The 12,176-nt window shown below is 64.5% G+C and carries 7 protein-coding genes and 3 pseudogenes; 1 reads left to right on the top strand and 9 read right to left on the bottom strand.

Annotated features, from left to right (window positions below):
• Nucleotide 1: 1 nt before the first annotated feature.
• Nucleotides 2-1,327, bottom strand: a complete 1,326-nt coding sequence (locus tag WEB52_13285) for a CoA transferase (GenBank protein MEX2227410.1) — start codon at nucleotides 1,325-1,327, stop codon at nucleotides 2-4.
• A gap of 105 nt (nucleotides 1,328-1,432) precedes the next feature.
• Here WEB52_13285 and tcuA point away from each other — a divergent pair, with 105 nt between their 5' ends.
• Nucleotides 1,433-2,929, top strand: a complete 1,497-nt coding sequence (tcuA, locus tag WEB52_13280; protein MEX2227409.1) for an FAD-dependent tricarballylate dehydrogenase TcuA — start codon at nucleotides 1,433-1,435, stop codon at nucleotides 2,927-2,929.
• A 17-nt stretch (nucleotides 2,930-2,946) separates the two neighbouring features.
• Here tcuA and WEB52_13275 read toward each other — a convergent pair whose 3' ends face one another.
• The 8 genes and pseudogenes from WEB52_13275 to WEB52_13240 form a co-directional block, all read right to left on the bottom strand.
• Nucleotides 2,947-4,716, bottom strand: coding sequence for an HD domain-containing phosphohydrolase (locus tag WEB52_13275; GenBank protein MEX2227408.1), 1,770 nt, complete (start codon nucleotides 4,714-4,716; stop codon nucleotides 2,947-2,949).
• A gap of 167 nt (nucleotides 4,717-4,883) precedes the next feature.
• Entirely contained in the window at nucleotides 4,884-5,681 is a 798-nt protein-coding gene (locus WEB52_13270) for a DUF2182 domain-containing protein (protein MEX2227407.1), read from the bottom strand.
• Nucleotides 5,682-6,284: a DUF1326 domain-containing protein gene (locus WEB52_13265; GenBank protein MEX2227406.1), complete on the bottom strand. Its 603-nt coding sequence runs from the start codon at nucleotides 6,282-6,284 to the stop codon at nucleotides 5,682-5,684. It abuts the gene before it with no gap.
• A 15-nt stretch (nucleotides 6,285-6,299) separates the two neighbouring features.
• A pseudogene (locus tag WEB52_13260) lies at nucleotides 6,300-6,857 on the bottom strand (DUF1326 domain-containing protein).
• A gap of 186 nt (nucleotides 6,858-7,043) precedes the next feature.
• Nucleotides 7,044-9,246: pseudogene (locus WEB52_13255) on the bottom strand (HsdR family type I site-specific deoxyribonuclease).
• A complete protein-coding gene (locus WEB52_13250; GenBank protein ID MEX2227405.1) occupies nucleotides 9,246-10,349 on the bottom strand; it encodes a restriction endonuclease subunit S in 1,104 nt (367 codons plus the stop codon). Before WEB52_13250 ends, WEB52_13255 begins: the two are co-directional and overlap by 1 nt.
• 73 nt (nucleotides 10,350-10,422) lie before the next feature.
• Nucleotides 10,423-11,928: pseudogene (locus tag WEB52_13245) on the bottom strand (class I SAM-dependent DNA methyltransferase).
• Nucleotides 11,925-12,176, bottom strand: a 252-nt coding sequence (locus WEB52_13240) for an HNH endonuclease family protein (protein ID MEX2227404.1), incomplete at its 5' end; no start/stop codon positions are given. The pseudogene WEB52_13245 and the gene WEB52_13240, both read right to left, overlap by 4 nt.

The following is a 12,176-nucleotide window of genomic DNA, read 5'->3' as shown; positions in this document are numbered from 1 at the left end:
GTCACTGCGTCCCTTCGCCCATTTTGCGGTCGCGCTCGATGATCCGCTCGCGCGTCCACACGACGCCTTGCTCGATGAGATGGTTGATCTCCTGCTCCGGATAGCCGAACTGCGTCAGCACCTCGACGCTATGCGCGCCGAGCGGCGGCGGCGGTGCCGGCGTCGCGGGCGGCGTCAGGCTCATGCGTACTGGGGAGGCGGGCATGCGCAGCGGGCCGACGATCTCGTGCTCTATATCGATCATCAGGTCGTTCGCGAGCACGTGCGGATGCTCGAAGATCTCCTCCGGGAAGTTCACGGGCCCGCACGGCACGTCGGAGTTATCCAAGGCTTCGATCCACTCCGCGGTCGTCCGGTGGTGGAATGCGCTCTCCATTTCTTCGCCGAGTTGCTTGTGGGTGCTGCGCACTTCTTCGGAAAACCAGTCGTAGCGCAGACCGTCGACCGTCGGGTCGCTCACGCCGAGCGCGTCGCGCAATGCACGCCGCTGTTCGTTCTGCAGGCATGCGACGGCGATGAGCGCGTCGCGCGTCTCGTACACACGGTAGTAGTTATTGCGGCCGCGCGGCGAGACGTACTGGCGTCGCAGCGCCTCCGCGTCTTCGTGTCGGATGCCTTCGGCGCGGCGGTCTCGCAGCTCAGCGAGGAATCCTTCGCGCACCGGGCGGTCCGTGTCTTCGATCGACATGAGCGGGCGGTACTGCGCCGCGAGCCCCGACGCGAAGAGGCTCGTTTCGATTCGCTGACCGAGGCCGCTCGAAGCGCGTGCGAACAGCGCCGATACGACGGCGTACGCCATGAACATGCCGGTCGTCAGGTCCGCGACGGCGAGTGTCGAGATGTAACCGGGCGTGCCGCCGCGCTCGACCTTGTTCTCGTAGAGGATCATGCCGGTCGCGGCCTGCGACAGGATGTCGAAGCCGGGACGCCCCGCGTAGGGGCCTTCGCGGCCGAAAGCGCTGTTCTCGCAGTAGATCAGGCGCGGGTTCGCCGCCGCGAGTTCGTCGTAGCCGATGCCCAGGCGCACCGCGACGCCGGGGCGGTAGTTCATCACCGCCACATCGGCCTGCGCGAGCATCTTCTGCACGATCTGCTGCCCCGCGGGAGCGGCGAGGTCGATGGCGATGCTGCGCTTGCCGCGATTCACGCCGAGCGCCACGCGTCCCTCGTACGGCGCCACGGGTGCGGTGTGGCGCCAGGCGTCGCCGTGCGGCCGCTCGACCTTGATCACGTCGGCGCCCATATCGGCGAGCATCATCGTGCAGTAGGGGCCGGCGATGTACTCGGTGAAGTCGATGACGGTGATCCCCGAAAGGGCTGCGGGCATGGCGCCTCCGTGTTGTGGTTCGAGCGCGCTGATTCTCCCGCGACGGAGAGGCCGGCGTCAAACGTCGTGGTGGAGCCTTAGGGAGCGCGGGCGCATGATAGCTCAGTGACAGAGACGTATGACGTCATCGTCGCGGGGGCGGGGAACGCCGCCCTGTGCGCGGCGCTCTCGGCCCGCGAGCAAGGCGCGAGCGTGCTCGTGCTCGAGCGCGCGCCGGAGCATTTCCGGGGTGGCAACACGTATTTCACCGGCGGTGGCTTCCGCTTTCCTTACGAGGGTATCGACGACATCCGCCGGTTGATCCCGGATCTGAGCGAAGCCGAGACGGCAGCGATCGATGTCGGTGCGTATCCCTCGCAGCAGATGTATGCCGACATGATGCGCGTCTCCGAAGGCCTGGCCGACGACGGACTCATTGACCTCGTCGTGCAGCGCGCGTATCCGACGATGTGCTGGATGCGCGACCGCGGCGTCAGGTGGGTGTTGCAGTACGGGCGGCAAGCGTTTGAGTCCGGCGGCGTCCGCCGGTTCTGGGGCGGGCTGATCACGGAGTGCGTCGGTGGTGGCAAAGGGCTGTCGGACGCGCTGTTCGCGATCGCCGAGCGCGCCGGTATCGAGGTGCTGTACGAGGCGAAGGCGACCGATCTGCGGATCGACGCGACCGGCCGCGGCGCGGGGCTTGTGTGCCGGACGCCCGAGGGGCGGCGGGAGATCGAAGCGCGCAGCGTCGTGCTGGCGTGCGGCGGCTTCGAGGCCAACGCGGAGATGCGCGCGCGCTACCTGGGCGCCGGATGGGAACTGGCGAAGGTGCGCGGCACGCAATTCAATACCGGCGATGGCATACGCATGGCACTGGACGCGGGCGCCATGTCGTACGGGCACTGGAGCGGATGCCACGCCGTCGCGTGGGACTTGAACGCGCCGCCATACGGCAATCGGAACATCGGCGATCTGTACCAGAAGCACTCATACCCGTTCGGCATTGTCGTGAACGTGGATGGCGACCGGTTCGTCGACGAGGGGGCCGATTTTCGCAACTACACGTACGCGCGCTACGGACGCGAGATTCTGCGGCAACCGCATCGCGCGGCGTTTCAGATCTTCGATGCGAAAGTCGCGCACCTGCTGCGTGATGAGTACCGCATCCGGCAGGTGAGCAAAGCCGAGGCGGACTCCGTCGATGCGCTCGCGGACGCATTGGGCATCGACAGATCCGGGCTGGTGCGGACCGTGCAGGCGTTCAATGCGGCGGTGCAAGCGGGCGAGTTCGACCCGACGGTGCTTGATGGCAAGCGCACGGAAGGTGTCGAGCCGCCGAAGTCCAACTGGGCGCTGCCGATCGACACGCCGCCGTATGCCGGCTACGCGGTCACATGCGGCATCACGTTCACGTTCGGCGGCTTGCGGATCGACGAGTCCGCGCGCGTGTTGGACGGCGACGAGCGGCCGATTCGCGGGTTGTACGCGGCGGGCGAGCTGGTGGGCGGGCTGTTCTACTTCAACTACGCCGGGGGTTCGGGGTTGATGGCCGGATCGGTCTTTGGACGGATCGCCGGCGCATCTGCGGGCGTCTATGCGGCGGACTCGCGTGGAGAGCAGTAAGCAGATCGAGCAGGTCGCTACGCAGCGAGGCTCTGGGGATCGTCGGTGGAGGTAGTGTCTTCGTCCGCCATCCCGGGCAGGACACCGCGCTCGTACAGGCGGACCAGCGCATCGACGACGCGCGGACTGAACTGGCGGCCGGACCACGCCTGCACCTCGAGGATGGCATCCTGCAGCGGGCGGGCGCTGCGATAGGGCCGGTCGTTGGTCATCGCGTCGAGGCTGTCGGCGACGGAGGTGATGGCCGCGGCAAGCGGAATCTCGTCGCCGACGAGGCCCGCCGGATAGCCGGTGCCGTCCCAGCGCTCATGGTGGCAGCGGGCGACGGCGGCCGCGAGCGCGAATTCGGGCCGGTCGCCGAGAAACTCGCTGCCCCAGACCGTGTGATGCTTCATCAGCCGCCATTCCTCATCGCCGAGAGACTCGGCGCTCGCAAGGATGTAGTCCGGCACGCGGATCTTGCCGATGTCGTGCAGGACGGCGGCGACGCCGATCTCCTTGGCCGCCTCGGCGTCGTGTCCCAGTTCGCTCGCCAGCGCTTCGGCGATCGAACGGACGCGGTGGAGGTGATGACCGGTCGAGTGGTCGTGCGCCTCGGCGGCGCTCGCCAGCATGAGCACGGTCTCCTGGTGCGATTGAAGGAGGCGGCTGGAGGCGTACTGCAGTTCTTCGACGAGCGAAGCGGTACGCACGATCGCCGTGACCTGCGTGGCGACGGCGTGCAGGAACTGCGCATCGCGCGGGCCGAAGGCGGCGATGTCCCTGCCGCCGGCGGAGAGTGTGCCGACGACTTTTCCCTGCCAGATCATCGGCGCGACGATCGCGGAGTGGATGTTTGCGGAGAGCAGCAGGCTGCGCCGTTCGTTGATGAACGGAGTCGTCGCGATGTCGTCCATGATCATCGGGCGCTGGGTGCGCTCGAGAATAGGACGGATCGGCTGCTCGACTTCCGGCTCGTCTTCGTTGGCCTCGTCCCATCGTTCGACGAGTTCGCTGGGCGCCTCCGCGAACGAACTCAAGTCGGCCGGATCGCTCTCTTCCTCCTTGAACAGCGCAAAGCTGACGCCGGCGTATCCCGCGCCGGTGGTGAGGCGCTGCGCGACCAACCGGAGCTTCTCGTCCAGGCTCCCCGGCGTCGTGAGGAAGGGCACCAGCTCGCCGACCATCGTCGCGGCACGGTCCGAGGCGAGCGCCCGCGTCGTTTCGTGCGCGGCGGCGCCCGCGGCGCGCTGGCGCTTCATGACGAACATCGCGCTGTCGGATGCTTTGATCAGGTCTTCGACGGCGTTCGCCTCTTCGGGGTAGATCGCGAGGCCAATGCTCGCGAGGACGGGGACGCGCGTGCCGGTCTCGACATCGGTCAGGTCCGCTTCGGCGAGCCCCGCCATGACGGCGCTGCGATACCGTTCCGCGGCGTCACGGTTGGCGCCGGGGAGGATGGCCATGAACTCGTCGCCTCCGTAGCGCCCGACGATAGCGCCGTCACGGTCCAGCGCTTCGGCGATGACGCCGAGGACGGCGTCGCCCATCTGGTGTCCGTAGGTGTCGTTGGCAGCCTTCAGTCCATCAACATCCACCATGGCTACAGCGAGCGAGCGGCTCTCGGTGCCAGCGACCGCATCGCTGAGCGCCCCGGTGATCACGGCATGGTTGAGAGCGCCGGTGAGCGGGTCACGGCGCCCGCGCTCGCGTTCCGATTCGAGCGCAAGCTCGAGGAGCGCAGACTTCTCTTCGAGCAGGCGTTGGTGCCTGGCAAGGCCGTCCTCAGCCGCGGACCAGCCGACCATCGCCATACTCTCAGTTCTGTCTCAAGTGACGCGCAAGAGCAAGACGACCGGCCTCGCGAGCCAGTCGTAGATTCGACCGTCTAGCACAGGTGGACGGACTCGAATCCTCGTTCGCCATTAAGAGGTCGTCGCCGGCCGACTTACTCGGCGGCCGCAAGCAGCAGTGACTAGATCATGGTGGGAAGTACGTCGGGGTACGCAAGCACTAAGAGGCCGTACGCGATCAGCGCGAGTGCAGCGAGCATTCCCGCAGAGCGGCTGATCGGCAGCGACTTCTCTGCGAAAATAAGTGCCGTGATGAGCGCCAGCGCAGCGATGTTCATCATTCCGAGCGGAAACAAGATCACGAACAAGAGCCAGCAGCAACCCAGGCAATACGTGCCGTGCTCGACTCCCATCCGCAGCGCGCCGCCCGCACCGTCTCGCCATGAGTTGAGGATCCAGGACATAGGCGAGCGACATCTCGACAGGCAGGTGCGCTTCAACGGCGAGAGCTGGTACAGGCCCGCGACGATCAGCACGCCGCCGCCGACGCGCGCGGCGTTGTCCATCAGCCACATCGAGCGTTCCGCGAGCTCTTCGCCGGCCGAAGCGACCACGAAGGCGGCGACGCCGAAGGCGGTCCACACCAGGAGATAAGCGGCGACGAAGATCCACACGGGCACAACCGTCTGTCCGCGCGCGGCTTTACCTGACTGCACGCGCGCAAACGTCAGGATCATCGGCATCGCCGTCGGAAACATCATGGCGACCATCATGGCGATCCATATGCCGAGGAAGACGGGCGCCGCCAGGCCCATCGTGGGACTCATCATCATCTCGTCATCGTCATTGATGGACGACTGCCAGATGATCAGTGCCCATGCGGCAACGGCAAGCGCGATGAGCGTGACGATGATCAGGTTTCGCTCGCGCGGAAGCGGATAGTCGCTCGCCGCTGCCGTCATCGATAGTTCCTCGCCCAATCAGGCCTTCCAGTCGAACTTGTGGAGTGTGCCCGAATCGCCTGACCATGGGCGCAGATCAGGATCTCTCCAGTTGCTCCCTTTGCTGCTCGCCAGATCCATACTCTCGATCTGAAACCCGGCCTGTGCGGCCGCGCCTTTAACGCTGGTTCTGTTTCCCATCGGATCCTTCACCGGATCGAGCGTGCACTCTCCCACGTCCCCGACCTTGAGCGATAGTTTGTCGCCCCAGTCGATGTCGATCTTCACGAATTGCGCTGGCAGCCACGTTTGGACGACGGCGCCGAACAATCCCTCGAGGTGCCCGCCTTTGTGACCGCTAAAGATCGCCTCGAGTTCGCGACGCTGTTCGGGGCTGGCGCTCTCGTCGATATAGAGTCTGGCTTTGCCGTTCCCGGCGAAGAAGTTGCCGGGCCATTCGGCGGTGAGCGCCACCTTGGAGCCGACAAGGCTCAACCCGTCGGATTCGCCCTCCTGAACATCGAAGGCAAACGCCCCACCGCACCAACCCAGGTCAGGACGTCCCTCCGGACCGAGCCAGCATGGACAGAGCATGTTGCAACTGCACAGTTCTGCACTGCGGCCCTTGATGCGCCACGTCATGATGACCTCCTATGCTTAATCTCCGCTGTAGTTGAAGTGGAAGGTTTCGCCGTATTGGCCGGAGTGGTCGTACGACATCTCCGGGTGATTGATGCGGAACTTCGATGACTTCATCAGTTCGGCTTCGTCTGTGAGAAGGCCGGCGGTCATCTTCAGTGTGAAGCCGCTCTTGTCGCCGGTCACCGGATTCTCGATCATCGCCAGGCGAGTCTCGGCGTGATCACCGAACACGGCGTAGCTGTTAGGGCCGTCGAATTTCCACTGGACCGGGGCGTATTCGGGACCTATGACCTTCACCATGAGCGACGCCAGCGCCGCGAACGGACCACCGACGGCGCCGCCGTAAATCTATCCGATCGCAGCACGCTGCGCATCATCTGCCTTCTCGTCTACGAGGATCAGGCCGACGACGTTTCCGAGATGGAGCGCGGCCGGCGAGTTGCCGAACCATCCGACGTTGAGGCCACTCAGCTTCGTACCGTTGTAGTCGCCTTCGTTGATGTGAAACGAGTAGCCGCCGTGGCACCATCCCTTTGTCGGCGGCGCGTCGAAGTTGCAGGGGCATCCCCAGTCACAGCTGCACGCCCCGAGCGCATCTCCTTTCAGCATCCATTTTGCGGCCATGGCTCCCTCCGTTCGCGACGTTTTGGGGAGACGATTATCGACCGGGCGGTTCGCATCGTCAATCCCAGCGCCATAACAGTCGAGCCGGTGCGCGAGGAGGCAGCAGCGCCGGAGCAGCGTCATCCTTGTCGGCCGCTGGTTGTCGGGAAGCCGCTCCTGCGCGGCGATCAGGCCCTCGTAGCCGCCGACGGTACGGTCCACTCCCATGAAGAAGTCGAGGCAGGCAGCCATCGCCTCGGGTAGCTGTCTCTTCAGCTCTTCGATGTTTGAGATGACCTGCCGGACGGCGTGCTCATCGAAGTTCAGCGACTTCGCGACGTCATCGAAGATGCCGAGGTAGTCGACGATGAGGCCGTGCGACTTCCCTTGATACGGACGGTTCGTCCGGCAGATCGCCTGCAACAGGTTGTGGTCCTTCATCGGTTTGTCGAGGTACATCGCTTGCAGGATGGGCGCGTCGAAGCCCGTGAGCAGCCGAGACGTCACGATGAGGATCTGCAGCGGGTCCGCCGGGTCGCGGAAGCGATCGAGCAGCTTCTCTTCGTCGTCCTTGCTGCGCCCGAAACGATCGCGCCAGTCCTGATCGTCGCCGTGGCCGACCGACATCACGAATTCGCTCCACTCAGGCGGTAGGATCTCGTCGAGCGCCGCTTTGTACGCGACGCATGCTTCGCGATCGAACACGACGACCTGCGCCTTGAAACCGTTCGGCTGCACCTTCGCCTGGAAATGCTCGGCGATGTCGTTGACGGCCGCGCGCACGTGCTCGGGCGCCTTGAGCAGGATCGCCAGGCGAGACGCGCGGCTCGACAGGTTCTCGAGATCCTCCTCCGACAGCTCGCCCGTAATGTTGGCGAACGCCTCGTCGATCGCAGCCTGGTCGACGCGATGTTGCACGAGCCGCGCCTCGAAGTGCAGCGGCAGCGTGGCACCGTCACGGATCGACTCGTCGAACGAGTAGCGGCTCATGTAGCCCTTCTCGTCCTCCTCGGCGCCGAAGGCGGCGAACGTATTGCGGTCGCGCTTGTTGATCGGCGTGCCGGTGAGACCGAAGAGGAACGCGTTCGGCAGCGCCTCCCGCATCTTGAGGCCGAGGTCGCCCTCTTGCGTGCGGTGCGCCTCGTCGACCAGCGCGATGATGTTGTCGCGTTCGTTGAGCTTGCCAGGCGCCTCGCCGAACTTGTGGATCGTCGTGATGATGACCTTGCGCACGTCCTGCTCGAGCATTTGCCGCAGTTCGGCGCGGGTGCCGGCGGCGACGCAGTTCGGCACGTCGGCTGCGTTGAACGTGGCTGTGATCTGCGTGTCAAGGTCGATGCGGTCGACGACGATCAGCACTGTCGGCGCCTTCAGCTCGGGATGCAGCCGCAGCTTCTGTGCGGCGAACACCATGAGCAGCGACTTGCCTGATCCCTGGAAGTGCCAGATGAGCCCCTTGCGAATACGACCCCGCCATGACGCGATCGACGATCTGGTTCGTCGTGTAGTACTGCTGGTAGCGGCAGATCATCTTGATCTTGCGGTGCTTCTTGTCGGTCGCGTAGACGGTGAAGTGGCGCAGGATGCCGAGCACGACCTCCGGCTTGAGCTGCTCGCTGACTGTGGTGCGGACGTCCGGCAGCCGCGATGCCTCCCCCAACGCGGCGTCACGCCATGGCGCCCACAGCTCGAGCGGCATCTTGATCGAGCCGAACTTGTACTCCTTGCCGTCGGTGGCGAACGAGAAGACGTTGGGCACGAACATCTGCGGCACGTTGTTCTCGTAGTCGACATTGATTTGGTGCGCGCCGTCGAACCACGTGACCGCGGGTCGCACCGGCGTCTTCGCCTCGCCGATGACGAGCGGGATGCCGTTCACGAGCAGGACGATGTCGAAGCGCCGCTCGACGTTCGCCTTGTACGTGTACTGGTTGGTGGCGATGAAGTGATTGCGCTTGATGTCGTCTAAGTCGATGAGGTGGACCGTGCGATGCTCGTTGTTCGGGCCGAACGGCATGCTGCGCTCGCCCTTGAGCCACGCCGCGAACTCCTCGTTCGCTCGCACCAGCCCATCGTTCCCCACCGAGAGGAGGATGGCACGAAGCTTGTAGATGACCTCGTCGGCGCGGTCCGGCCGCTCGGCAATTTCCGGGTTCAGGCGGATGAGCGCCTCGCGCAGTTCGGGCTCGACCAGCACATCGCCCGGTGCGCGTCCCAACTCGAGCGCCGGCACGTACACCCAGTCGCCGGCGTAAAACGGCGTTCGTGGCGCTGCGACGCCCGTAGCCGGCTGCTTAGGTCGCTTCGGATCGAGCGTGTCGAGGACCAGAGCTTCGACGGCGTTGGCTTCGTTGAACATCAGCAGCGCGTTCCTGCGAGCAGCTCTTCGCGAAGTGCCTTACACACTTGGATGTCCGTATCGCGCATTGCTCCGACTTGGGTCGCCGCCGAGTCGATCTCGGCGAACTCGCGTACAGCGAGGTCCTGGTCTTGGGCGGGAGGGAGCGGTATGAGCATCTTCCTGAACGCCCCGAGGTTAAAGTGCTTCTGAGCGGTTCCAGCCGTCCCTCTCAAGAACTGCCTTCGGCCTGACTCTGAGTTCAGGAAGCCGGTTAGGTAATGCGGCCTTAGTCGCATCACAGGACGCGCGATGATCAGATCAATGCAATTGGCACCATCAAGTTGTGGACCGATCACAGCCGCGTCGCCTGGTCGTCCGGATCGAACGATTACGACATCTCCCGTACGGAGTTGCGACTTCGGGTGAAGTCGGTGCCCTCCATCGGAGATGTGTACTAGCTCGTCGAGATTGAAGCGATCGGGGAAGACGTTTAGCGAGCGAATCGCAGGGACGCCGTCGCGCACGTAGTATTTTGCCGGGGTTACCACAATACCCACAGTCGTGTCGCAGATAGCACCCGCTTCGACTCGTTCGACGGCCTTAGATGCATGCCCGAACCATTTGTCGTCGACTGCGGCACTCATTGCATGGAGCGAAGCGAACAATTCGTCGCGCTGCTGAACCACTGCATCCGCTGCCCAGAGGATCTCCGCAATCCGCCGCTGCTCGTTTTTCGGCGGGAGCGCGAACTCGTACTTCGCAAGTTCCGTCCATTTGGTGCGCGGCGATAGTGAGCCCGCGGAGGTCTGCAGCGCCTGCTCGAAGAACGACTCTGACTGCACGATGAACGGAAGCAGCTCCGGCATCATCTCCTCGCTCACCGCCTCGAACACCAGGATGTCGCCGGAGCAGATGCCGTCGAACCCGGCGTAGGCGACCTTTCGCTGGTACGCGCGGCGCTTCCCGAACAGCACCTGGCCGGCGCGGAACGCGCGCGTGAAGCTCGTGCCATCGGCCACGTTGCCCCACTCCCGAATGTGCAGAGAACCCGGCTCGATGTGCTCAAGGCCGACGACCCGCTCGAGTCCCTTCGACAGCGGATCGCGCTCAGCGATGTCCACGTTCCGCACAACATCGCCGAAACGGACGCGACGCCAACCATCGCCTGACATTGGCCGTACGAGCGGCTTGTCGCTAACGACCAATGCCGGCCTCCTCGAGCGTTTGGAAGAGTTGCTCCATCGACTCACGTAGCTCCAGGCTGCTCGCCTGCCACTCACTGAGCACGGCGGCCAACGGGACGTCACCATCGCCGTTCGGTGTCCCGTTCGCCTTGCGCACGTAGCGGGCGATGCTGAGGTTAGAGTCCTTGCTGCGGATCTCATCGAGCGTCGCAACCTTCGCGAATCCGTCGACGTCCTCGAACGCCTCGCACGCCTGCACGATGCGGTCGACGTGCTGCGGCTCAAGGAAGCTTTGCGCCCGCTCTCGCGTCACCTGATCGACTGCATCGATGAACAGCACCTCGCCGGCCCTCTCGGGCGGCTTCTTCATCCGGCACACGACGATGCACGCCTCCATCGGCGAGTTGTAGAAGAGGTTCGGACCGAGCCCGAGCACGCACTCGATGACGTCGTGCGCGACCCACTTCTCGCGCATCTTCTGCTCCTCGTCGCGGAAGAGGACGCCGTGCGGGAAGAGGATCGCGCATCGTCCGGTGCGCGCATCGAGGCTGGCGATGATGTGCTGCAGAAACGCGTAGTCGGCGCGGCCTTGCGGCGGCACGCCGTACATGTTTCGTCCGTAGCGGTCGGACGCCCACGCATCGCGGTGCCACTGCTTGATCGAGTACGGCGGATTCGCCATCACCACGTCGAACGTCTTCAGCCGGTCGCCCTCCGTGAACGTCGGCGCGTCGAGCGTGTCGCCTCGCTCGACACGAAAGTCCTCGATGCCGTGCAGGAACAGGTTCGTCCGGGCGATCGCCGACGTCATGAGATTGCGTTCCTGACCGTAGAGCCTGAGCGTGCGCCACTCCTTGCCCTGCCGCTTCAGCTCGACCGCCGCCGACAGCAGCATGCCACCGGTACCGCACGTCGGGTCGTAGACCGACTCGCTTGGCTGCGGCTGTAGCATCCGCGTCATGAGGTGCACGAGCGTGCGGTTCGTGTAGAACTCCGCAGCCGTGTGGCCGCTGTCGTCGGCGAACTTCTTGATGAGAAACTCGTACGCCTGCCCCAGCTCGTCTTCGGGCACGTTGGCGATTGACAGCGTCAGCGTCGAGAAGTGCTCGATGAGGTCACGCAGCGTGCGGTCCGGGGAGGCGGTCCTTGTTCGTCCATTGCGCGTCGCCCCAGATGCCGTATAGCCGTTCCGGGTTCGCCGTCTCGATGGCGCGCATCGCGCGCTGGATCGCCTGCCCGAGGCCGCTGCTTGTCGACCGGATGTCGCTCCAGTGAGCGCCATCTGGGATCTGGAAGCGGTGATTCTCGGCGAACGCGGCGAAGCTCGTGTCGTCGCCGGAATCAGCCAGCGCCTGCGCGTACTCCTCGTCGTACACGTCGCTGATGCGCTTGAGGAAGAGCAGCGGAAAGATGAACTGCTTGTAGTCGCCGGCGTCGATCAGCCCACGCAGCAGCGTCGCCGCGCCCCAAAGTAGCTTTCGAGCTGTTGTTGCGTGATGCGGGTCGTCGTGGTCATGTACGCTTCCAGATCGCCAGGGCGCGATCCGCCATTTCTTTACTGCGCTCTTCGATTCGTGACTCTGTCCAATTGGCCTCGTGCACGATTCGCTTGTTGAGCTCGAAGTTCGATTGTTCAAGGATGTTCTTCTTCGCGTCAAAGGAAAGGTTCCCCATCTCCGTGTTGTATCCGGAGTAGGTTAAGTTGCCGATGGTGACCTGCCCCCGATCTTTGGTCCACTCATTGTGAGAGTCCGACCGGGTCCT

The organism is Dehalococcoidia bacterium, assembly GCA_040902535.1.
Lineage (GTDB): Bacteria > Chloroflexota > Dehalococcoidia > DSTF01 > JACRBR01 > JBBDXD01.
Note: the sequence above shows the minus strand (reverse complement) of the source record. Positions and strands in the feature narration are given on the sequence as shown.

Coding starts and splice junctions, on each gene's coding strand:
- WEB52_13285 (MEX2227410.1), bottom strand. CDS start 1,327: ATGCCCGCAGCCCTTTCGGGGATCACCGTCATCGACTTCACCGAGTAC.
- WEB52_13275 (MEX2227408.1), bottom strand. CDS start 4,716: ATGGTCGGCTGGTCCGCGGCTGAGGACGGCCTTGCCAGGCACCAACGC.
- WEB52_13265 (MEX2227406.1), bottom strand. CDS start 6,284: ATGACGTGGCGCATCAAGGGCCGCAGTGCAGAACTGTGCAGTTGCAAC.